The 23,312-nt window shown below is 58.0% G+C and carries 18 protein-coding genes; 7 read left to right on the top strand and 11 right to left on the bottom strand.

Translation table 11 applies throughout. The annotated features are described in order from the left end of the window. Nucleotides 1–88: 88 nt before the first annotated feature. Complete coding sequence (locus BMZ32_RS10355; protein ID WP_090241893.1) at nt 89–6,037, bottom strand: peroxidase family protein; 5,949 nt, start codon at nt 6,035–6,037, stop codon at nt 89–91. 645 nt (nt 6,038–6,682) lie between these two features. Between BMZ32_RS10355 and BMZ32_RS10350 the strand changes: the two genes are divergently transcribed. The 3 genes from BMZ32_RS10350 to BMZ32_RS10340 are packed head-to-tail and all read left to right on the top strand — an operon-like array spanning nt 6,683 to nt 11,117. Continuing rightward, nucleotides 6,683–8,422 carry a type I secretion system permease/ATPase gene (locus BMZ32_RS10350; protein ID WP_090241892.1) on the top strand — a complete coding sequence of 580 codons (1,740 nt, stop codon included), beginning with the start codon at nt 6,683–6,685 and terminating at the stop codon, nt 8,420–8,422. 6 nt (nt 8,423–8,428) lie between these two features. Further along, complete coding sequence (locus BMZ32_RS10345) at nt 8,429–9,775, top strand: HlyD family type I secretion periplasmic adaptor subunit (RefSeq protein ID WP_090241891.1); 1,347 nt, start codon at nt 8,429–8,431, stop codon at nt 9,773–9,775. A 1-nt stretch (nt 9,776) separates the two neighbouring features. After that, complete coding sequence (locus BMZ32_RS10340) at nt 9,777–11,117, top strand: TolC family outer membrane protein (RefSeq protein WP_090241890.1); 1,341 nt, start codon at nt 9,777–9,779, stop codon at nt 11,115–11,117. A 9-nt stretch (nt 11,118–11,126) separates the two neighbouring features. Here BMZ32_RS10340 and BMZ32_RS10335 read toward each other — a convergent pair whose 3' ends face one another. The 3 genes from BMZ32_RS10335 to BMZ32_RS10325 form a co-directional block, all read right to left on the bottom strand. Continuing rightward, nucleotides 11,127–11,651, bottom strand: coding sequence for a DUF2937 family protein (locus tag BMZ32_RS10335; protein WP_090241889.1), 525 nt, complete (start codon nt 11,649–11,651; stop codon nt 11,127–11,129). Between the two features lie 42 nt (nt 11,652–11,693). Further along, nucleotides 11,694–12,470, bottom strand: coding sequence for a class II glutamine amidotransferase (locus BMZ32_RS10330; protein ID WP_090241888.1), 777 nt, complete (start codon nt 12,468–12,470; stop codon nt 11,694–11,696). Nucleotides 12,471–12,663: 193 nt separating this feature from the next. Further along, nucleotides 12,664–13,137, bottom strand: a complete 474-nt coding sequence (locus tag BMZ32_RS10325; protein ID WP_090242106.1) for an MFS transporter — start codon at nt 13,135–13,137, stop codon at nt 12,664–12,666. Between the two features lie 297 nt (nt 13,138–13,434). On the opposite strand from BMZ32_RS10325, the gene BMZ32_RS10320 reads away from it, so the two are divergent. Continuing rightward, entirely contained in the window at nt 13,435–15,465 is a 2,031-nt protein-coding gene (locus BMZ32_RS10320; RefSeq protein WP_090241887.1) for a S9 family peptidase, read from the top strand. 36 nt (nt 15,466–15,501) lie between these two features. Here the strand turns inward: BMZ32_RS10320 and BMZ32_RS10315 are convergent, their stop codons facing one another. Then, the gene (locus BMZ32_RS10315; RefSeq protein WP_090241886.1) at nt 15,502–15,804 is read right to left on the bottom strand and encodes a hypothetical protein; all 303 of its coding nucleotides are present in this window, start codon (nt 15,802–15,804) and stop codon (nt 15,502–15,504) included. 125 nt (nt 15,805–15,929) lie between these two features. On the opposite strand from BMZ32_RS10315, the gene BMZ32_RS10310 reads away from it, so the two are divergent. Further along, nucleotides 15,930–16,301 carry a YajD family HNH nuclease gene (locus tag BMZ32_RS10310; RefSeq protein WP_090241885.1) on the top strand — a complete coding sequence of 124 codons (372 nt, stop codon included), beginning with the start codon at nt 15,930–15,932 and terminating at the stop codon, nt 16,299–16,301. Nucleotides 16,302–16,376: 75 nt separating this feature from the next. Continuing rightward, the gene (locus BMZ32_RS10305) at nt 16,377–16,847 is read left to right on the top strand and encodes an RNA methyltransferase (protein WP_090241884.1); all 471 of its coding nucleotides are present in this window, start codon (nt 16,377–16,379) and stop codon (nt 16,845–16,847) included. Nucleotides 16,848–17,105: 258 nt separating this feature from the next. On the opposite strand, the gene BMZ32_RS10300 is transcribed toward BMZ32_RS10305, so the two are convergent. From BMZ32_RS10300 to rnd, 5 genes are all read right to left on the bottom strand, one after another. Then, nucleotides 17,106–18,332 (bottom strand): M61 metallopeptidase family protein, encoded by a 1,227-nt coding sequence (locus BMZ32_RS10300; protein WP_090241883.1) that lies wholly within the window; start codon nt 18,330–18,332, stop codon nt 17,106–17,108. 64 nt (nt 18,333–18,396) lie between these two features. After that, nucleotides 18,397–18,846 carry a YcgN family cysteine cluster protein gene (locus tag BMZ32_RS10295; protein WP_090241882.1) on the bottom strand — a complete coding sequence of 150 codons (450 nt, stop codon included), beginning with the start codon at nt 18,844–18,846 and terminating at the stop codon, nt 18,397–18,399. 87 nt (nt 18,847–18,933) lie between these two features. After that, nucleotides 18,934–19,866: a D-2-hydroxyacid dehydrogenase gene (locus tag BMZ32_RS10290; protein WP_090242105.1), complete on the bottom strand. Its 933-nt coding sequence runs from the start codon at nt 19,864–19,866 to the stop codon at nt 18,934–18,936. 26 nt (nt 19,867–19,892) lie between these two features. Next, entirely contained in the window at nt 19,893–20,186 is a 294-nt protein-coding gene (locus tag BMZ32_RS10285; RefSeq protein ID WP_090241881.1) for a YcgL domain-containing protein, read from the bottom strand. Beyond that, nucleotides 20,183–21,316 carry a ribonuclease D gene (gene rnd / locus BMZ32_RS10280; protein ID WP_090241880.1) on the bottom strand — a complete coding sequence of 378 codons (1,134 nt, stop codon included), beginning with the start codon at nt 21,314–21,316 and terminating at the stop codon, nt 20,183–20,185. Before rnd ends, BMZ32_RS10285 begins: the two co-directional genes overlap by 4 nt. Before the next feature lie 140 nt (nt 21,317–21,456). Here rnd and BMZ32_RS10275 point away from each other — a divergent pair, with 140 nt between their 5' ends. Next, nucleotides 21,457–22,518, top strand: a complete 1,062-nt coding sequence (locus BMZ32_RS10275; RefSeq protein ID WP_090241879.1) for an SMP-30/gluconolactonase/LRE family protein — start codon at nt 21,457–21,459, stop codon at nt 22,516–22,518. Between the two features lie 62 nt (nt 22,519–22,580). Here BMZ32_RS10275 and BMZ32_RS10270 read toward each other — a convergent pair whose 3' ends face one another. Further along, nucleotides 22,581–23,261, bottom strand: a complete 681-nt coding sequence (locus BMZ32_RS10270; protein ID WP_090241878.1) for a spermidine synthase — start codon at nt 23,259–23,261, stop codon at nt 22,581–22,583. Nucleotides 23,262–23,312: the final 51 nt, after the last annotated feature.

The raw sequence follows: 23,312 nt of genomic DNA, 5'->3' as shown, positions 1-23,312 counted from the left end.
AAAACCCCCCAGCCGTTTTTCTCGACTGGGGGGTTTAATTTTAAACGTGGCTTAAATGTGCCGTCCCTGGCATACCTTCATCGCGAACCTATACCAACTGGAAGTCAGCAATGGTCACCGTAGACGCATTGGTGACCCCAATCAGGGTGATAGTGCCGCCATCAGCCCCATTGATTGACACCAAGGTGTCGTTGCCAATGTCAGTGATACTCACGCGGCTGTTAAAGGTTGCCGCGGTCAGGTTGAAGTACGCGACGTTCAGCAGATCCTGGCCATTGCCCGGATTGGCGTCGAAACCAACGACGCTGTCGTTGCCAAAGTTCGCCCCGAACACCAGGATATCGTTGCCCTGACTGACATTCAGGATGTCGTTGCCTTCCCCCCCTGTCAGTCGATCATTGCCACCGCCTCCATTCAGTATGTCGTTACCCACGCCACCATCCAGGGTATCGTTGCCCGCGCCGCCGTTAAGGCTGTCGTTGCCATCGCCCCCCAGCAGGGTGTCGTTGCCGCCACCGCCATTCAGCGTATCGTTACCGATACCACCCTGAATTACGTTATCCAGGCCGTTGCCATTGACCAGCGTGGCATTGCTACCGATATGGATCAGGTTCTCTACGTTGGCCCGTAGGTTAAAGGTGTCACTGGTGGAGTAGACCGTGTCAGTCCCCCCGCCAGCCCCTTCGATGATGATGTCAGTGGCGACATCGACAACGTAGCTGTCGTCACCAAACCCGCCCACCAGTCGATCAGCGCCGGCGCCGCCATCCAGGCTGTCATTACCACTGCCGCCCGTCAGGATGTTGGCCAGGGAATTACCGGTGCCGACAAAGTTGTCCATACCGGTATAGGTCAGCCGTTCTACGTTAGCGTCGAGCACATAGCTCAGCAGTGAGGTCAGCACGGTATCGATGCCTTCGCCCGCCAGCTCAGTCACCACATCGCCAACATCATCGACAATGTAGGTGTCGTTGCCAGTGCCACCGATCATCACATCGGCACCCAAACCACCATCCAGGATGTCACTACCAGCGCCGCCATCCAGCAAGTCATTGCCGGCCAAGCCATTGAGCACATCATTACCACCGAGGGCGAATATCTGATCGTCAAACGCGGTGCCTGTGAGGGTTTCTGCAGCGTTAGTGCCGATGATCACGGCACTGGCAACCAATGCCGTCGCCGCCGATGTGACGGACTCAAACGTGCCGCGGTTGTCGGTGTAGGACACCACCACCCTTATTTGCTGGCTCGACTGCGCCGCGGTGACGGTGAAAGTTTCACCATCAGCCCCAGCAATATCGCTGAAGGTGGCGCCACTACCGGACTGCCACTGGAAGGCAAATGCCACCCCGACCAAGCCATCGGCATCCGCCAAGCCAATGGTCGACGCACTCAACAGCTGCCCGACAATTGGAGTATCACTGCTAAGCAGCGGTAAACCAGTCGGTGCATCGTTGACGTTAGTGACCGCCGCCGTAATGTCAGACGTAATCGATCCTGGATAACCCCCATCATCGACAAACGAAGCCACTACCCGCAGCGTCAAACCAACTTCAGCATCGCCAGGCTGGAAGCTGGCCCCACTGCCGACATCCGTCCACACTCCATTTATATCGGCCTGCCAGGTGTAGGTAATGGTCGCATTCAACAACCCATTGGGGTCGCTGATGGTATCAGTGACGGTCAATAGCTGATCTTCGGCTGGGGTAAGACTGCTAATCGTCACGCTGCCAGTGGCAGGCCGGTCAACCAACCACATCGTGTGATCAGCAAACTCCACTCTCTCTATATTGCGCAACCAGTCAGTGCCTTCAGCGCCGGTGTTATCGACTACCTGGAAGCTACCGTCAAAGTTATCAATGACATCGAAGTTGGCAAAGGAGCCACTGAACACTGCGGTATCTATATCGTCCGCACTGTTGCTGTAGAGAATCTCCCGCACGATCTGCAATTGACCGGGGTTGATCTCACCGCTGAGCATGCGCAGCTTGATTTGATTCATGCTGTCGACGCTGAACCACTCAGCCGGGTTTGGGTTACTCGCTGAGGGAACCGCAGTCAGTACGCTGATGCGCACATTCAGCCAGGCGTCGCCATCAAGAATGTCATTCCCGGCTTTACCCTGAAGGGTGTCACTGCCGCCGCCGCCGAGCAGAATATCGGAGGGGGTATCGCTGACAAAGGTAACGATGCCGTTGCCGTCACGCACCACTGCGGCCTCGTCCATCACCACAACAGTGTGTTCCTTACCGTTCCAGGTAAAGGTTTCACGAGTCAAGTGCTCGACCAGTAGGTCAAAGCCCGCAATCCGGTCAACACTGGACTGCAGCAGGGCGTTGGAGAAGCTTTCCAGTGGGGTGTTGGCATCAAATATCGCCGCTCCACCACCGCCACCTGCGGCCCCGGTCACCACCTCGCGACCGATCAAGGTGTCATTGAAGCTCCATCCCGACAGGCCTTCGACCAGGTCAAAACGGTCACGCAGGATCAGATCCTGCTGGTTGACGAAGATCGGGATACCTAGGTCAGAGAAAGCCCCATTGGGGTCGCCCTTATGCACTGCCCAGTCAAAACCGGCCATGCCATTACTGCGCTGGATGCCAGGGCCCTGGAACATGATGTCGTCACCCGACTCACCGTCGTAGTCAGTGTCGTTACCCTGTCCATTGAGCACATCATGACCAATGATTGGGCTGTTGAAAAACAACTCCGAGTTCTCCCCGGCCAGGGTGTCAAAGCCCTCTCCACCCTCAATCCAGTCATCCCCCTCATTGCCCAACAGGAAGTCCGAATCGTTGCCTCCGAGGATGAAGTCGTTGTCTAGGCCGCCAAATACCTCAGTGGCATCATTGCCTGTGATGACGAAGTCTTGACCCGCCCCGCCAAACACCAGGTCGTTGCCCATGCCTGACGAGATCACATCATTGCCGGCGTCACCATGTAGAAAATCTGCGCCGCCAGCTGGCGTACCAAGATCAGTGATGATGTCGTCGCCATCGCCACCATGCACCTGGTCGGCCTCATTGCCGCCATCCAGACGGTCATTACCGGCACCGCCCCAGATAGTGTCAATGCCATTGCCGCCGATAATAGTATCGTTGCCCGCTGTACCACCAAGCACCACGTGCTCGCCTCCGGTGAAGCGCAAATAGCCGCCATCGGCCTTACCGTCACCGTCCACATCGGCGCCGGGCGCAACACGAATAACCTTGGGATGGAGGATCTGCAGAATGGGATTCGACTCAACGGGGTCAGCGCCAATTTGCTTGCTGATATCCATTTCCAGGATCAGATCAGGGGTGTGGAAAATCAGGCTCGGCAAGTGCGATGACGCCTCGTCACCCAAGTCAGTGTTGCGCATGATCAGCTTGGAGAAGGTATTCGCCTCCAGCGCGTTGAGCATGTTGGTGCCCTGCACCCGACTGAGGTAATAGAACCGGTCACCGTTCTGTAGGCTTTCCATCTGGCTTTCAAACACATAGTTGAACGTGGCGCCGAGCATGCCGCCAAACTCATTCTTGCGCTCAGCCAGACCGCCGATCCAGAAGTCGACATCGTTGAGGCCGGAATTGGCCGCCGTCCAGGTACCGGTACTGTTGAGGAAGTCCAAGCGATCAGTGGGGACAGTGCCACCTGAGCTGGCAACACCAAAGACCAAGGTCATTGCCGCGTCGCGCTTGCCCGCTAAGGTATCGGCTGCGGTGATGCTGGAGTGAGTACCGTAGGCGGCAATAAAGTTGATGATCGACGCCGGGTTTTTCATCTCCGGTGCCATGCCGGCCCAACTGGTAAAGGGCGTCAACTGACTGTCGCCAGTGTTGGCATAAAACTGCGCGCGCGCCTCATTAAAGCTCGGCATCCCGGTGTCGCGCGCACGGGCCATATTCAGCGTAGCCAGGTCGAGCGGCAGGCCCAGCACATTGTTACGCAGCGCACTGGTGACAAACTCGTCAATCTCGTTGCCCGCCTGACGCGTCATACCGCGCACAATCGCCCCAGCAGCGGCCTCCACACTGACGGCACCATCACTGTCAAAGGCCAACGGATTGAGGAAAGCGGAAATCAGAGCGATATCGTCCGACTGCATGTTGATATCCAGTCGATCCACCGACTCGGTCAACATTGAGTGGCCAAAGCGGTAAACCACATGGGCGAATTCGGCCACGATGGCTGGATCAATATCGGGTGAGTTGGAGAACACGAAGGGGTTTATCGTCGGTTGAACGGCGCGGGCAAACTCTTCGAACACCAGATGCTGGTACTGCATCTCGGTGACGAAACGCCCGGCCTGGAAAAGCCGCTCACCGTCCCAATTAAGGTCCGCGATACCGGTCGGAGTAGTTGGCACTTGGTCCAAAGCCGTCAGGTCAGTCAACAGCCACTCATTGATAAAGTTCAGGTCGGCGCTGTTGAGGATGGTTTGCTTGTAAGCCTCGACCAGACGATTGTGCTCGGAATGGAAAATCGTATGCACAGCGGTCAGACCGATGTTTTCGTTACCCCGTCCATCACCGGTAATGAAGTGCCGATCCAGCAGCTCATTGTCATAAGTGCCGAACTCTTGAGGCAAGATCGGCATGTTATTCGGCCCAACAGGTAATGTAGGGTCGAAATTGGGGTTGGGCATGGAGCCCACCACTGTGTCGGAGTCCGCCAGCAACTCAGTACGCGGAGTGGCCGGGTTGTTATCCAAGTCAGCAAAACCGGGAGCTGCACCGTGTGCGATGTCGTCTAGGAAGGCATGATTACTGCGGATCGTATCGGGTGGCAGCAAAACACCGAGTCCGCCATTAGCAGCGGGGTCGCCTTCGACCAAACCGCTGACCGTGACGATCTGAACAAAGCCATTAGGGCCGCGCAGAAACGCACCATAGGCATCGGTGGCCAGCAACGGCACATTGTGCACATCCATATCCACCAGCTGAATACCCAGCATAGAACTGGCCTGGGCTTTGACTTCGCCCCAGTTGCCGGCACCGTGCGCGCCACTCAGCAGATGACCAGTGGCCATGGGCTTACCGTCGATCATCACATATTCACGCAGGAATACTTGATGCGACGGGTGCGAGGTATAGGTTTGGTTCTGGTCCACGAACGGTGTAGTGGTGTTGATGCTTTCGTGGGTGGTGTCATCACTGGTACCCATGATGCCATCAGCACCCGGCCCGTTGACTTGAGCGGCGCGAGTCAAAACCATGAAGTTGGTCTGACTGCCCTCCACATAGAGTGGATCATCGGGCAGCAGCGGAACAAACACGGTGCCATTACCGCCTTTGGTTACCAAGTCCAGACCGTGGTCAAAAAACTGACCAAACAGCGTCATCCAGCCGTTGAACGCTGGTGACAAGCCAATATCGGGTGATAGGTTTTCGATGCCGATGGTGCCGTTGTCAGACACGGTCAGGCCAGCATCCTCCATCTCAGCTCTCAAAGCGGTAAAGGCCGCTGCATGCACGGCCTTAGCATCAACTAATTGCTGCTGCGCAGCCGCCAACAGAGTTGGGTCGTCGCCCGCCGCAATAATGCTCGCCTGTGCGGCTTGAATCAGCACGTTGGCGGCCTGTACCGGAACATTAAAAGTCGCGATAACACTCGCCTCACCATAAGGATCGGCATGCCCGGCCATTTGCAGCGCGGCGGCCACAGCTGCGGGGTTGTTGGCGGTTTGGTCGACAATTAAGTTGCTGGCAATCCGCGGCTGCGAGTCGAAAACAAAGCCGCTGGTTTGCGTATAAGAGGTTTGAACCTGTGGCCCGAACTGGAGAGGTGAAAGATCAGCATCGCGCAGGTTCGCCTCGACCAAGCGCGGCATGATGTTATCGGCAGCGCCTAAGGCCTGCTGCCCGGGTAACAGGCTGTTCCAAGAGCCGTCTACGGTGCGTAAACCGTATGGCAGCAAAGGGCTGCCAACCAGCTCTGGCAAGTTTTCTACTGCCCCGGTCAGCGGGTTGGTGCTCGCCTCAGCGATCTTTATTTGCTTGAGAATGAACTCAAGGTCCTGTTGAGTGACGGTGAAGTCATATTGGCTGCTAGACATGATGATTGCTCCAAATGAAGTAATCCCCCAACCCTAAAAAAGCAAAAGTTAAACCCTCGCCACACAACGAACGCGTGTTTAAGCGATTAATTAAAACTTCAAATTTGTTGGCTGCTAAGCCGTCTCTGCGTACTGAAAAAGCCTGCGGCTTAAGGTTACGCAGCGGGCCCTGGTGGCCCGTGGAATCTGCGCGCAAGCAAGAAGTGACCTTGCGTTGCCACGCGAGTAATGAGGTTTCGCGAAACTCGAACCATGATTATTTTTCCCTAAACGCTCGGCGTGTCTGTAGTCCCGAACGCTCTTGCCTCGCGGTTTTCTCCAACGCCCGCACACTAGTAATCAGACTAAAGTCGCTGCGAACAGGCCTGTCAAGATACCGTCTATCTGAACAACAAAATCCTTTAGAAATCATAAGCTATTGGCATAAATGGAAAATAAACAAAAAATACCTGTCACCATTAATCTTGATCACTCCAGATAATGCCTTGCGTAAAGCGCAAAACCCCATCTATACCTAGCTGACAAGCCCCTCCTATAGCGGCCTCCATCGGCACTGGTTGTATGGGCTTCTACCGTCAGGGCCAACGGCAGACCGGCCTTTACTGCAGGAACATGTTCCGAAATACGCCGCACTGGAGAATCTATATGGACATGTTGCCGTCCCATCGCTCCGAATTGGCCGAAGTGTTGTTTCGCTTGCGCCGGACGTTCTACGTGCTGGCTGCCTTCAGCGGGGTGATCAACCTGCTGATGCTGACCCCAGCGGTGTACATGCTGCAGGTTTACGACCGGGCTTTGGTCAGTAGCAACGTCACTACCTTACTCATGCTCACCGTGCTGGTACTGGGCCTTTACATACTCATGGCACTGCTTGAGGTGGTGCGTTCGAGTGTATTGATTCGGGTCGGTAACCGACTCGATATGATGCTCAATAGACGTGTTTTCACTGCGGCCTTTGAACGTAACCTCAGGCGCAGTGGCGGTAATCCAGCGCAAGCCCTGCAAGACCTGGCATCAGTCCGGCAATTTCTCACGGGCAATGGTCTGTTCGCGTTTTTTGACGCGCCTTGGACCCCCATCTACCTGCTGGTTATTTACCTGGTTCACCCGCTGCTCGGGCTTATTACCCTGGTTGGCTCGCTGCTACTGTTTGCACTCGCCTACCTAACCGAAGTCACCACTCGTAAGCCGCTGGGCGAAGCCAACAAGGCCTCCTTGATGTCGGGCAGCTTTGCCAACAATAACCTGCGCAACGCTGAGGTTATCGAAGCAATGGGCATGCTTCCGGCCATCCGTAAACGCTGGTTCAGTAACCATTTACGTATCCTCGAAATGCAAACCCTGGCCTCTGATCGGGCGGCCTATATAAATGGGGCCACGCGCTTTGTTCGTGTCACCCTGCAATCGCTAATCCTCGGAGCCGGCGCACTGCTGGCCATCCAAGGGGTGATTACGCCTGGCATGATGATCGCCTGTTCGATTTTATCCGGGCGCGCCCTCGCCCCGGTGGAGCAAGTGATTACCGCCTGGAAGCAAGTGCTTTCCAGCCGCAGCGCTTGGGATCGGCTCAACATCCTGTTGAATGACTTTCCTGCGCGAACAGCCTCAATGGCATTGCCCAAACCAACGGGTATGCTCAGGCTAGACGGCGTTTTTGCCAGCCCTCCAGGCGGGTCCAGCGCCACCCTGCGTGGTGTGAGCTTTAACCTGCAACCGGGCGAAGCGCTCGGGGTAATCGGCCCCTCGGCTTCCGGCAAATCCACCCTTGCACGCTTATTAGTGGGCATCTGGCCCGCCTATGCCGGCAAGGTTCGCCTGGATGGCGCAGACATTTTCCTCTGGAACAAAGAAGAGCTCGGCCCCTGGCTCGGCTATCTGCCCCAGGATGTTGAGTTGTTTGAAGGCAGCATCGCCGAAAACATTGCCCGTTTTGGCAGCATCGACAGCGAAGCGGTGATTCTCGCCGCCAAGCAAGCCGGCGTGCACGACATGATCTTGCACCTGCCACAAGGCTATGACACGTATCTCATCGCTGATGGTGGCTCGCTCTCAGGCGGGCAGAAACAGCGCATAGGTCTAGCACGCGCGCTGTACGGCGACCCTTCACTGGTTGTTCTTGATGAGCCCAACGCCAGCCTGGATGACGTCGGCGAGGCAGCCTTGGTGCTGGCGCTGCAAGACCTTAAACGCCGCGGCAAAACCCTGGTGCTGATTTCCCATCGCCCCACGGTGCTGAACATTGTGGACAAACTGCTGATGCTCCATGAAGGAGCGGTGCAGGTATTCGGCAGCCGCGACGAAGTCTTCGCCAGTCTGCGCCAAGCCAATGTGGGGCACAGCTCAGGCAGCGCCCCTACCCTGGCCTCCGTCAAGAGCAAGGAGTGAGGCGTCATGTCCAGTCTTGAGTACGAGCACAAAGGCCTAATTCTGGCCAACCCTGAGCAGGTAATCGACATTGACGACCACCGTCACAGCCGCTGGGGCCTGTGGTTGGTGTTCACCGGTTTCGGTGGGTTTCTGTTGTGGGCCAGCTTGGCACCACTGGATGCTGGCGTGGTGGCTTCTGCCACCGTCAACGTCACCGATGCCCGCAAAACTATCCAGCACCTCACGGGCGGCTCGATACGAGCCATTCTAGTTCGTGAAGGTGACCAAGTAAGAAGCGGTCAGGCGCTGATTGAACTCGACTCAACCCGTGCAATTGCCGAGCAAGGTGTGGTCAGTTCCCAATATGTAGTGCTGCGTAGTGTCGAGAGCCGTTTGCAGGCCGAACGTGACGGTGCCCGCACCGTCAGCTTCGACCCACAACTGCTCACCCAGTTTGCCGACGACCCACGCCTGATTTCGGCCATGACACTGCAGCAACGCCTATTCAATACCCGCCAGGCGGCTCTGCTCGGTGAAGCCGGTATTTTGCGCGAAAACATCCTCGGTGCCGAAGAGCAGCTCAAAGGCCTGCGGCAGATTCAAGGCTCGCGTAGCGCCCAGGTAAACTTTTTAAAACAGGAAATGGTAGGCGTTCGAAGCTTGGCAGCAGAAGGCTATGTGACCCGCAATCGCTTGTTGGAACTGGAGCGTAACGGGGCCGATTTGAATGCGGCACTGTCGCAAAATATTGCCGATATAGGCCGCACCCGTAACCAGATTGCCGAACTTAAACTGCGTATTTTGCAACTTGAGCAGGACTATCAGAAAGAGGTGCAGTCGCAACTCAGCGACACCCAGAAAGAGGCCACCGCCCTGGCTGATCGCCTGCGAGCTCTCGATTATGAAGTGACCAATACGGTTATCCGCTCGCCCATCGATGGCGTCGTACTGGGCCTGAATGTGTCAACCGTGGGCGGCGTGATCCAGGCAGGTTCAACCATTATGGATGTGGTACCCGCCGGTGAGCCGCTGCAAGTGGATGCCATGATTCCCGTGCAAGCGATCGACAAAATGATCCCAGGCTTGCCAGTGGATATCACTTTCCCCGCCTTCAATCACGCCCAAACACCCAGCATTCCCGGCCGGGTAATGACTATTTCGGCTGATCGGCTGATCGACGAAACCAACAGGCAGCCTTACTACTTGGCTCAGGTCGAGGTGACGAGCGCCGGCATGGATAAGCTCGGCAGCAGCATGATTCGCCCGGGCATGCCGGCCACTGTGACCATCAAAACCGGCGAACGTAACCTGATGAGCTACCTGATGAAACCGATGTTTGACCGTATTGATGGCGCCTTTAAGGAGCAATGACATGGCCACTCGACTGCTTCTGTGTCTCGCTGGACTCGTTAGCCTACCCACCGTCGCCCTAGATCTACAGGAGGCTTGGTCAATCATGCAACTGCAAGGCCCGACCTACCGCGCCGCCGTTTATGAGCGTGACGCTGGCCTAGAAAACCGAGCACTGGGACGTGCCGGCCTTTTACCGAGGATCAATGCCAGTGCTAATAAAAATAAAGTTAATGGCACCCAAGAACAGGACAACATGTTCGGCAACTCCGTGAGTAACGACCTCGATTACGACTCGCAAAACCTTGCTGTGCAATTACGGCAACCGTTGTTCAATCGGCAAAAAATGGCCGAATACCGCCAGGGTAAATACCGCGCCTACTACAGCGAAGCGGTGTTCGATGCCAAGGCGCAGAATGTCGCGGTACGGTTAGCTAACCGTTACTTTGACGTGCTGCTGGCGCGGGAAACCATTGACCTGGCAAATGCCAAACTCAAGGCCTTTGAACAGCAAGTCAGTGCCTCGCAACGGCGCTTCGATCTCGGTGACGGCACCATTACCGATGTCGACCAAGCCACCGCCCGCCGTGACTTATCCATGGCCGAGCTGATTGAAGCGCAGGACCGTTTAGTGGTCGCTCTGCGCTTGCTGCAAGAGATGATTGGTGAGACGCCGCAGCAGGTCGCCACCCTGCAAGATGGCTTTACAACACCACTGCTGCACCCCAGTAATTTGCAGGCTTGGCTGGATAAAGCACGGATCCATAATCCTGCCCTGAAAGCACGCAACTTCAACCAGAGCGTGGCGGAAGAGGAAGTCAATCGGGCTAAAAGCGGCCACTGGCCGACTCTCGATTTGGTGCTGGGCTACACCAACAGTGAGAGCGACTCACTGTCCACAATCAACCAACAAAACCGATACGCATCAGCGGGGCTGGAGTTCAATATGCCGTTGTTTGCCGGTGGCGGTGTCAGTGCGCGCGTGCGCCAAACAGTGGCGAGCCGAGAGCAAGCCAGCGAGGAAGTAAATGCTGCGCGCGAGGAGGTTTTCTCCTCGATCACCCGAGAGTTCAGGGGCGTGCAAAGTGGTCAGGCGAGAATTAAAGCTCTGGAGACAGCAGTAGCCTCAAGCAAGCGCGCCCAGGACTCAGCCAAGAAAGGCTTTCTCGCCGGCTCCAGCACTAACGTCGATATTCTCAATGCCGAAGAACAGGTGTTCATTGCTCGACGCGACTTGCTCGAAGCCAAATTGCGTTATCTGCTAGCGCGTTTACAGTTGGCCGCTGCAGTTGGCCTGCTCGGCGATGACGACATCAACCAGGCCAACGCCTATCTAGGTCCGGAGCTGGGGATCAGCTTCTAGGCGTGGTGCTCAACGCCAATGCCGTCGCTGCACTTTCTGACTGCGGCCTACGCCAAGCAGAACGCCGACCAGCAGCGCCAGGCTTTCCAGCAGCCAGGCTAGCAGCATGGCGCAGGCGATGCCCCAGACGATGGCTTCGGGCGCTAGCAGCACCTGATAGCGGTAGGCGTCCAGGGTTTCTTCCATTAACTCATGGTCTGCGGCTGTGGCCAGATGGAAGACCTGTGCGTACCAAGCCCCTTGCATGGCCTTGGCTTCGCGTTCCAGAAATGCCGAGCGTTCGACCAACGTGCCGAGGCTCTGTGCATCGCTGCGCATGACTGGATCAGCACTGGCCTGGTAATGGCCGACCAGCGCGACCAGATCACCTTTAAAAAAGCGCTGCGCGGTTTGCCGAAACCCTTTAAGCCCCTGTTCAGCTTCGATGCGATGGGCGTCGACGCGCTTGCTGTAGTCATCGATAAAGCCCGGCACCTGGACCCCGACCAGCAACCCCAGAGCAAACAAGGCTAACCGCAGATAACTTCTAAACATTGCTCCCCTCCCCCCGTAAACCCGTCCTAAACCTGCATTTGCTCAGCCAGCCACGCCCTGCGCGACACATTCACCACCGCGCCACAAACGCCACTCGCCCGGCTGGTACAACGTCCAGCTCTCGTTATTGGTCAAAGGCTCAGTGGCTAGTACGCTGACTACATCATTGGGCGTGGTTTCCGATTGAAAATCCACCTGCATATCAGCATCTTTCAAATGAGCCGGGCCAAACGGTGCACGCCGGGTGATATGTGCCAACTTGGTTGAACAAAAGCTGAACAGCCAATCGCCATCGCTGAGCAAGCAGTTGAACACCCCCTGCTGACGATAACCGGCACAGGCCTTGACCAGGACTGGCAGCAACGCCTCTACCGCAACCGGCTCAGGAAAAGCGTGGCGCAGGCGGTTGAGCAGGTCACAGAAGGCTGCTTCGCTGTCGGTATCACCAATCGGTCGATAGATATCCAGACGCGGGACAAAATCGGCCAATTGGCCGTTGTGCGCAAAGCACCAATTGCGGCCCCACATTTCGCGCATAAATGGATGAGTATTAGCCAGGCAGACGCGGCCGACATTGGCCTGACGGATATGGCCGATGACCACTTCACTCTTGATTGGGTAGCGCTGCACTAACTGCGCCACCTCAGACTCGCTGCTCGCACGCGGGTCTTGAAACAGGCGCAGGCCGCGCCCTTCATAGAAGCCGATGCCCCAGCCATCGCGGTGCGGCCCGGTACGTCCGCCGCGCTGCATCAGGCCGGTAAAGCTGAAGACGATATCGGTCGGCACATTGGCACTCATGCCCAGCAATTCACACATGGCGCAATGCCTCGCGCTGTCGTTGTGCATCTAGCCGCAATCTGGCCTCCGGGCGCTTAGGCGCCAATGATAAGAACCCCATCAGAACTCGCCACAACAAACGGCTCGCTTCGTCATATGCCTTGGGGTCGGGTGCAAAGAGACAGCGCACATGACCGTTTAGCCTGCTGACAGGCAAGGCCGACGGTGCCGCCTACAGACGGGGCTCTACGCGCATACGGCGGTCGCCGCGGGCATCGTAGCGGGTGTCTTCTGGGTTATCAGCATCGCGCGCCATCATCTCGCGCAGGGTCGGCTCGTCATCGGCAATCGGCGCGGGGCCTTTGCGCGCCTGCCACCAGCGTTCCACAGGCCAGCGAATGGCCACAAACAGCAGGTACAGGACAAACGCGATCAAGCCGTACATGCTCAAGTCGGCCACCGCACGCCAGGCGTTGTTACCCACGTCCAGCAGCAGGTCCATGGCGGTGATGGCGATCGCTGGGGCGAACTGATCTTTGCCAGGGTCAACAATGGTCGGGCTGAACAGCAACACCAGAACCAGCACGCGCAGCGGCTCGCGCACGTAGCGCCACATCCAGCTGGTCAGACGAAACCACACCAACAGACAGCCGAGTGCTGCAACTAGATAGGCACCCCAGGCAAGCAGGTAGTCGTTTTCAGTCATAAAACGCAAATTCTCTGGCATTAATAGGGCTGCTGACTGGCAGATACAGAAGCGCGCAGATTTCAGCAGCCGACGGGCGAAGTGGCGCTTATGATAACGGCTTTTGCCTGCTTTGAACCTGTTCAAAAGCTCGCGAGCTAGAGACATGCAAGGCAAAAACAGGCGAGGACGCGGAGTTTACAAGTTGTAAATGAGCAGTCCGAGCCTGTTTTTAACGCAGCAGGGCCGACGCGCAGCAGGTTTTGCACAGGTTCTTCGGCGTCCCCGCTGTTGGCCGTCATCTAACGGAGTTACCCCATGTCTCACGCCCCCATCGCCCGCGCCGATAACGCTGCCGACCCTTATTGCTGGCTGGAAAACCGCGACAGTGCAGAGGTGCTCGATCACCTCAAGGCGGAAAACGCCTACCTGGAACAGCAACTCAGCGAGCAATTAACGCTGCGTGAAAGCCTGTTTGAGGAGATTAAGGGGCGCATCCGCGAAACCGATCTCAGCCTACCTTCGCCTTGGGGGCCGTACCTGTATTACCAGCGCACTGTCGCTGGCGACGAATACCCACGGCATTACCGCTGCCGCAAACCGGCCGATGGCACGCTGAACGTCGATGAACACAGCGAGCAGTTGCTGCTCGACCCCAATGCGCTGGCCGAGGGCGGGTTTCTCTCACTGGGGGCATTTAGCATCAGCCCTGATCATCAGCGCCTGGCCTACAGCCTGGACACCTGCGGTGAGGAAACCTACCAGTTGTTCGTCAAGGAACTGGCCGACGACAGCCTGATCGAGCTGCCGTTCGCTGACTGCGACGGCAGCATGACCTGGGCCAATGACAGCCAGACCCTGTTCTTCGGCGAGCTGGACGACACCCACCGCCCGCACAAACTCTATCGCCACACACTGGGCACTGACGCGGCCGAGTTGGTGTTCAATGAACCCGACGGGCGTTTCTTCCTCAGTTGCTACCGCAGCAGCTCGGAACGTCAGCTGATTTTGCAGCTGGGCAGCAAAACCACCAGCGAAACCTGGGTGCTGGATGCCGCCACACCGCAAGACAGCTTCAGCTGCGTGGCCCCGCGCGAAGACGGCCATGAATACGACATCGACCACGGCATGCTCGATGGTCAGTGGTGCTGGCTGATTCGCAGCAACCAAGACGGTATCAACTTCGCCCTGTTCAGCGCCCCCGCAACAAGCCCGGGGCGCCAGTACTGGCACCTGCTGCGCGCGCATGATCCGCAAGTGATGCTCGAAGGCGTCAGCCTTAATCAGCAGGCTCTGGTACTTAGCCTGCGCGAAAACGGCCTGCCAATCATCGAGGTACAACCGCAAGGGCAAATGGCCTACCGCGTGCAGTTACCCGACGCGGCCTACAGCCTGTATGTGCAGGACAGCCTAGAGTTCGACAGCACGGTGATTCGCCTGCGCTACGAAGCACTCAACCGCCCGGCGCAAGTTCGTCAACTGGAACTGGCCAGCGGCGCGCAACAGGTGCTCAAGCAAACCCCGGTACTCGGCCCATTCGATGCTGACAGCTATGTCAGCCAGCGCGTGTGGGCGACAGCGGCAGACGGCACTCAGGTGCCGATCAGCCTGGTGGCCAGACGCGATGTACTGGGCAGCAGTGCGCCGCTTTACTTGTATGGCTACGGCGCTTACGGCGAAAGCCTCGATCCATGGTTCTCCCACGCACGCCTGTCGCTGCTCGAACGCGGTTTCGTCTTTGCCATTGCCCATGTGCGCGGTGGCGGCGAACTGGGCGAAGCCTGGTACCGCGCCGGCAAGCTGCAACACAAGCACAACTCGTTCAGCGACTTTATTGCCTGCGCCGAACACCTGATCAACAGCGGCTACACCCAGGCCGAACAACTGGTTATCAGCGGCGGCAGCGCCGGCGGCCTGTTGATCGGTGCCGTGCTTAACCAGCGCCCAGAACTGTTCGCGGCCGCCATCGCTGAGGTGCCGTTTGTTGATGTGCTCAACACCATGCAGAATCCCGACCTGCCGCTGACCGTCACCGAATACGATGAATGGGGCGACCCGAGCGAGCCTGAAGTATTCGAGCGAATCAAAAGCTACGCGCCTTACGAGAATATCCAGGCCCAAGCTTATCCTGCGATCCTCGCCGTGGCCGGCTACAACGACAGCCGCGTGCAGTATTGGGAAGCCGCCAAGTGGGTGGCCAAACTACGGGCGCACAAGACCGACAGCCACCTTTTGCTTTTGAAGACCGATCTAGACGCCGGCCATGGCGGCATGAGCGGGCGCTATCAGGCGCTCAAGGATATCGCCCTGGAGTACGCCTTTATCTTCAAGGTACTCGGCCTGCACTGAGGCCGCAAAAAGTACTCTCGTAGCCAAAGCGATCGGTCACTCAGCGGGCTTTTTCCGCGGTTGTGCATTGCGCTCGCGTTGCTCGCGCAACAGTTGCAGGTCTTGATCGCGGCGGTTCTGCGAGCGCTCTGATAAGGGGGGCTGCTTAAGCAGCGGCGCGCTGTTAGCCGGCGCGCTCGGCAGATGCCGTGGCGCAGCAGGCATGCCATAAGGTTGCGGTGTTGCCGTGCCGGGCGCACCTGTCGCCGGTTCAGGAGACGGATTTCCAATAGGTTGCTGAGCCAACAACGACGTGCTGGCAAGGGTAGTCAGGGCAACGAGTAAAATGATCCGGCGCATATAACATCTCCATGAACAGGTAGTCACTTGGGCCACACGCAAGCACTTAAGTGCCGAACTGGCAGTTCTCACTGATCGCCGGCAAGGCTAGACTGGGCACACAGGCACAATTCACGAGATTCCAGATGAGCAGCGATAAATCACCCGCCACCGCCAAGCTTGACCGCATCCTCGCCGATGCCCAGCGCTCGCGTGAGGAAGGTTACCGCGACAAAGCGTTAAAAATGTACCCACACGTCTGCGGCCGCTGTGCCCGTGAGTTCGCCGGTAAGCGCCTGAGCGAGTTGACCGTACACCACCGCGATCACAACCATGACAACAACCCGCAGGACGGTTCCAACTGGGAACTGCTGTGCCTGTTCTGCCATGACAATGAGCATTCGCGCTACACCGATCAGCAGTACTTTAGCGAAGGCTCGCTCAGTACACCGAAGACGGCACAGGCCACACACAACCCCTTTGCCGACCTAGCTGCACGGCTGAAGAGCAAAGAATAGGCCCCGGCCTGCCCACCCCGTATAATCGCCGGCCTTTAATCTTGGTTGCCGCAAGGCACAGAAAAGGCCGGACACGTGGCAAACAAACGATACAGCTGCATCGGGTTGTTCAACCCAAAATCCCCAGAAAACGTTGGCTCGGTAATGCGCGCAGCAGGCTGCTATAGCGCGGCCTCAGTGTTTTACAGCGGCAAACGCTATGCGCGGGCACGCGACTTCGTCACCGACACGCAGCGCATCTATATGGATATTCCGCTGATAGGCGTTGAAGACCTGCAGCAAATAATTCCCATTGGCTGTACGCCTGTCGCTGTGGAGCTGGTCGAAGGTGCACGCCCACTGCCGCAATACACCCACCCCGACCGCGCCATCTATATCTTCGGCCCCGAAGACGGCTCGCTGAGTAAAGAAGTGCTTGACTGGTGTGAGGACGTGATCTACATCCCTACCCAGGGTTGCATGAACCTCGCCGCCACCGTCAATGTGGTGCTCTACGACCGCATGGCCAAGGGCTTGAACACCAAATCCGGCCTTGGTCTCAAGTAAGCCGTAACCCAGCCGCTACAACACGGCTTGAGCTGACTGAAGGCGCGGGTCAATGCGCGGTTGAAAGCCTTGGCGTTGTCGTTCTTGGTGAACAGCGGCCGCCACCCGACTAAAGTGCGCGTGCCGGGCGACGCACTCGAAGATGCGCAGGGCGGTAAGGGACGGTAGACGGCGCATGCGGCACTGCAACTCAGCAACTCAGCAACTCAGCAACTCAGCAACTCAGCAACTACACCGCATGCTTACTCAGTGCGGCCGCTAGCGCAACAGCTTGCTGTCCAGCACTTCGGAGGCGCCGCCCATAACGTTTTCGCTGATTTCGATAAAGTCTTTGGTGCTGGCCTTGTCCAAGCGCATCAGGCCGCGGGTCACGTCATCCAGAGAGCGCGGCTGCGTGCTGCCCTTGGTGGCCTGACGGATTTCTCGATCCAGCTCCTGCAGCAACAGAACAGCGCGAGCGGTGACCGGACCACTCGAGTTGTCGGTGCGCAGGCTTTTTACCGGTTTACTCCAGCCAATCAGCTGTTCGCGAATTTTCTGATAGCGCTCCTCGCTCAGGCCGCCAGCGCGGCGCATCAGCTCGATGGCGTAGTACTCGGCGATGCCTTCGGTGATCCAGTCACTGCGGTCGCGGGCGCGGATACGGCTGAACACATGCACAAGCTCATGCACTAGGGAGCTGGTACCGTTCTCGCTAACCAGCGGCCGATCGCTGTGCATGTAATAAGAGTTAGCTGCCGACAGGCCGCCGCGCCACATCGGATCACCCGCCCCGACAATCAGCAGCTTGGCGGGGTCGCGCGGGAACACTTCCTGAGCATGCGGCCAGATAAAAGTCAGCAGGGTCATTACGTCCATGCGGCGCATGCCTTCGCCGACCGGCGCCGAGATGGTGATATCGGTCTCGCCTAATTTGCCGCGACGAGTACCCACCTTGCCGGCGACTATCCAACCGGTCGGTCGATCAAATTTGCGCTGTGCATTATCGACCCTGAATTTGTTCTTACCGATACGTGGCCAGCCGGTTTCGACACTCTTCCAGCCCTTGGGTAAGTCGAACTGCAGGCGCGAAACCAGCTCAGTTTTATCTTCCTGACGCAGCGTTACCGCCGGTACCAGATCGTCACCACGCAGCAAGGCCCAGTCTTTAGTCATCCGCGCATCGAAGCGGCCTGGGCTGCGTTCGTGGTTGATGCGTACGCGATACGTCAGGGTCGATTTACCTTTAGCCGGCTGCCAGGTGCCGAGTTCTGGTTTGTCCTGGGTCCACTGACCATCGGCCTTGAAATCGCTGTAAATGCCCTGTTCACCCAGATTTAAAGCCAGGCTAAGCACCGGCGCGCCATCAGCTAAGGTGAGGCTGACTTCGGCTTGCTCGGTCTCAGGCAGGAAACGCACGCGATAATCCAGGTCCACCTTCTTCGCCCACAACGGCGTGCTCGAACTCAGTAAAACCACAGACAACAGCAGACGGCGAATCAACATGGCAAGGCTCCACAGGGCTGTTCATTGGCGTAGGTGAGTTTAGGCAGCGTTACAGACGTGCGGTTCAGCCCGAACGGAAGATCATGTGATCTTCCCAGTCTTCTTCGGCCACGCTGTTTTCACTAAGCATGCGCCCGGCCTGGGAGATTTTTTGTTTGTGCACCTGTTCGGTGTCACCACAAACCAGGTGATGCCAGAGCAGCAGATCCTTGCCTTCACTGACCAGGCGATAGGCGCAAGTCGGCGGCAGCCACTGAAACTGGTCAGCCTGGGCCGGGGTAAGCTGAATACAATCGGCGACAAACTTGCGCCGGTTGCTGTAGTCGGTGCAGCGGCAGGTATCTAGATCCAGCAGCTTGCAGGCGACGCGCGTGTAATAAACGCTGCCATCGTCCTCATCCTCAAGCTTTTGCAGGCAGCACAGACCGCAGCCATCGCACAGCGATTCCCACTCGTTCTGATCCAGCTGATCGAGGGTTTTACGTTTCCAGAAGGGTTCGACTTTGGCGGCCATGGCGAGGGTACGTGAAGGGCGAAAAGGCCGGCAGTCTAGCCGGTTGGCTAGCAGCGGCCAAGGGTGGCATGCCGAATGGATGGCGGGTTAATAGCCGCGGACAAAATCCACCTGCCCGCGCAACGCGTTACCGCCCTGCCAGCGCGCCAGGTTGTCGACAAACAACTGCACCAGCAGGCGTGGATCAGTGGGCGCTGAGCTATGCCCGGTGAGCAATAGCCGTGGCGCATTCCAGAACGGATGACCTGCGGGCAGGGGCTCCTCTCGGCAGACGTCAATCACCGATCCGGCCAGCTGGCCCTGGTGCAGCGCTGCGACCAGATCGGCATCGACCACCGCGACGCCACGCCCGGCATTGATAAACAGCGCGCTGGGTTTGCAGCAGGCAAAGAACGTCCCGTTATAAATGTCGCGGGTGGCCGGGGTATCCGGCAGCAGGTTGATCAGGTAGTCGGCCTCGCCCGCCAGGCGCGACAGCTCATCGAGCCCGGCCACCTGTCGAAACGGTGGCAAATGCCGTGGGTGGCTGGCAATGCCGCACAGCTCGATACCAAATGGCGCAAGAAACTGCGCCACGCTCAGGCCGATATCACCCGTGCCGACAATCAATGCGCTGCGCCCATTAAGGCTGTGCGGCTGGCGGTTGTCCCAGCACTGCTCGACCTGCGCCGCCACCCGGGCCAACAGCTGGCGCTCATGGGCTAGCAGATGGCAGAGCACATACTCAGCCATTACCTGGCCGAAAATGCCCACAGCGCGGGTCAGCGGATAATTCGTCGGTAAACCAGCCGCCAACAACGGAGTGATACCGGCCCAAGTCGATTGCAGCCACTGCGGCTGCAGGCCTTGTTGCAGCAACGGCGCAAGCAAGTCCGGTTGACCCAGCCAGATTGCACCGCCTGCGGCATATTCACTCAGCTCAGCCGACTGATCGCTGCCAAACAACTCAAGCTCAGGCACGTGCTGGCGCAACAAGTCGGCATACAGCCCGTGCTCGGCTTCAGCAATCAACACACGCATCGGGGCCTTCGCAGTGGTCATGGTGGTTACATCGGGTCGTTGCGGCGTAGCAACTCGTCCGGCAGGTGTTCGATGTACTCATCTTCCGGTGGTGGCATCTGCAGGTGGTAGCCCTGCTCATCGAGGTTGGCCAAGACCTTGTGAATATCCTCGCGCGCCAGAGCGCGCTCAGGCGTCAGCACCATCTCGAAGGCGAGGGTCGGTGGGCCGAAGGCCAGCAGTAGGTTTTCTGGCACGCGCTTGAGCGCATCACTGCGCAGCACGTACAGGTACATCTCATTCTTGCGGGGGCTTTTATAGATCGAGCAAATACGTTTCACGCGGACTCTCCGGTTAAAGCTAAGCGATCAAGTAAAGCCTGACCCATCAATTCACGCCGCCAGCCGCGCAGCGACTCTGGCAGCTGGTATGGCCCCGTGGGGTAGCCGGTTTTCAACAGTGCTTCGAGGGTTTTCTTGCGCAGCATCAACTCGGGTGCAATGTTCAGGCGCTCGCCTTCACGCTGGCCGATGGCGCGCAGTTTTTTCAGCAGCGTCGAGGCCTCCAGCGGCAGCGGTTCAGGCAGTGCCTCAGGCCAGTCTGTCGCCGGGGTTGCAGCGGCGTGCTTGATCAACTGCAGAATAAACTCACCGTCCTGGCGCACGGTCTTCGGGTGCATGTCCTCAATCCGCGCCAGGGCTACCAAGTTATCCGGCTGAGTCCGGGCCAACGGCCACAGCGAATGCTCGCGGATGATACGGTTACGCGGCTGGTTGCGTTTGCGCGCCTGGTCTTCGCGCCAGGTGCAGAGTGCTTGCAACACCGCCAACTGTTGGCGCGACAGCTTCCAGGCTAACTTGGCTTCGCGGTAGGCCAGTTCGGGGTCGACTTCACGGCTGAGGTTGGCGACTAGCTCGGCGCCGTCTTCCAACACCCAGGCATATTTCTCGGCAGAAAGCTGATCTTTGAGCCGGGTATATACCTCTGCCAAGTGCACCACGTCTTCGGCCGCATAGCTAACCTGGTTGGCCGATAACGGCCGCTGCAACCAATCGGAGCGGGTTTCGCCCTTGGGTAGATCGATATTCAGCACCGCTTGTACCAAGCGTGAATAGCCCATGGAGAAGCCAAGGTTGAGGTAACCGGCCGCCAACTGGGTATCAAACAGTGGCGCGGGCAGGCTGCCCGTCAGGCGCAAGAAGACTTCTAGGTCTTCACTGCAGGCGTGCAGCACCTTGATCACCGCAGGGTCTTGCAGCAGGTCGGCAAAGGGCGTCCAGTCGCTAATCAGCAGTGGGTCAATCAGGTAGGCGCGCTCGCCTTCGCTGACCTGCAGCAAGCCGGCAATCGGGTAAAAGGTGTCGACCCGCATAAACTCGGTATCGACAGCCACAAAGGCCAGCGTGCGCCAAGTTGCACAATGTTGCGCCAGGCTGGCGTTATCACCAATCCACTGAATATCAATCGCCACGCGGCTCTCCCGTCAAGAATGCCGCGCAGTATATATCGCCACGCCTCATAGCCGGGCATTCACGATGCGCGGCAACGCGCACAAGCGCTATTCTGCCCAGCGCTTGCATGTGACCACCTTCACTACAGGGAATAACAACAATGAAGAAACTGCTTGGCCTGCTTGTGGCCCTGATCGCGTCAGTGGCGATCTACCTCGTCGTCACGCCCAGCCCGATTGACCCGCTGGCCTGGGATGCGCCGGCCCCTCCGGCGATGACCGGCGTGCTGGAGCCCAACGACACGCTGATGAAGACTGAACTGCTCGGCCGCGGCCAGGTGCATGGCCCGGAAGACACCGCCGTGGACGCCCAGGGCCAGGTTTACAGCGGCTTGCATGACGGCACGATTGTGCGGATCAAGGCCGATGGCAGCGTGGAGACCTTCGCCAACACCCAAGGCCGGCCGCTGGGCATGGACTTTGACGCTACCGGCAACCTGATCGTCGCCGATGCTTACAAAGGCTTGCTGAGTATCGATGCCCAGGGGCAGATCAAGGTACTGACCACTGAAGCTGAAGGCGTACCCTTTAAGTTCACCGATGACCTCGACATCGCCCGTGACGGCACCATCTACTTCAGCGATGCCTCCGCGCGCTTTGAACAACCGGATTACCTGCTCGACCTGCTTGAAGCCCGCCCCCATGGCCGCCTGCTCAGCTACAACCCCGCCAGCGGCGAAACCAAAGTACTGCTCAAGGATCTGTACTTCGCCAACGGCGTGGCGCTCTCAGCCAACGAAGACTTTGTGCTGGTCAACGAAACCTACCGCTACCGCATCACCCGTTACTGGTTGAAAGGCGATAAAGCTGGGACCCATGACATTTTCATCGACAACTTGCCAGGCCTGCCGGACAACCTGCAGGGCGACCGCAACGGCACCTTCTGGGTCGCACTGCCAACGCCGCGCAAAGCCGACGCCGACCTGTTGCACCGCTCGCCTTGGGCCAAGGCGCAACTGGCCAAGCTGCCACGGGCGTTGTGGCCCAAGGCCGTACCCTATGGCTTTGTTATCGCCCTGAATGAGCAAGGCGAAATTACCCAGAGTCTGCACGACACCAGCGGCACGCATTTACGCATGATCACCTCGGTCAAGCCGGTGGGTGACTACCTGTACTTCGGCAGCCTGGACAATGATCGGATCGGCAAGCTGAAAATCCGCTAAAACACCTACACAAAAGGCCCGCGTAACTGCTCAGCTGCGCGGGCCCTTTGTGTAGCACTCGCCTACTTTTTTTCGGCGATCCAGATGGTGTGTCGAGTGCCCTTGTTGCCGTGGGCATACACCTGCACTTCTTCGACCTTAAAACCGGCCTTGCGCACTTTGTCGCTGAATTGCTGATCGGCACTCGCCGACCAAACTGCCAGCACGCCTTTGTTGCGTAATGCTTGGTAGCAGCGCTGCAGTCCTTGGGCTGAATACAGCCAACCGTTGCGTTTTTGCGTCAGGCCTTCGGGGCCGTTATCCACATCGAGCATGATCGCGTCATATCGCTGATCAGCGCTCTTCAGGCAATTGGCAACATCGTCCTGAATCACCCGCGTGCGCGGATCCAGGATCGGATAACCGGCCTTGGCGCCAAGCGGACCACGGTTCCATTCCACAACACCCGGCACCAGTTCGGCCACTTCCACCTCGGCGGTCTTGCCTAGGTTCTGCAACGCCGCAGCCAAGGTAAAGCCCATACCGAGGCCGCCGATCAGGACCCTTGAGTCTGGCCGACCCGCGACCTTCTTGCAGGGGATCGCCGCCAACGCATCTTCGGAGCCATGCATGCGCGTGTTCATCAGCTGACCACCATCGCCGCCAGCAATCTTGATCACAAAGTCCTCGCCATACTCGAACAGGCACAGTGCGCCAGAGCCATCAGGAATAGGTGCGGTATCGAGCAAGACAAAGCGTTTCATGGGGCGCGGCAACCTAGGTCAGAGCAAAACGGGCAGGCAGCATGCACATAA

Source organism: Pseudomonas guineae (assembly GCF_900113745.1).
Classification (GTDB): Bacteria; Pseudomonadota; Gammaproteobacteria; order Pseudomonadales; family Pseudomonadaceae; genus Aquipseudomonas; species Aquipseudomonas guineae.
The sequence above is the reverse complement of the archived record's forward strand: the minus strand, read 5'-3'. Positions and strand labels throughout refer to the sequence as shown.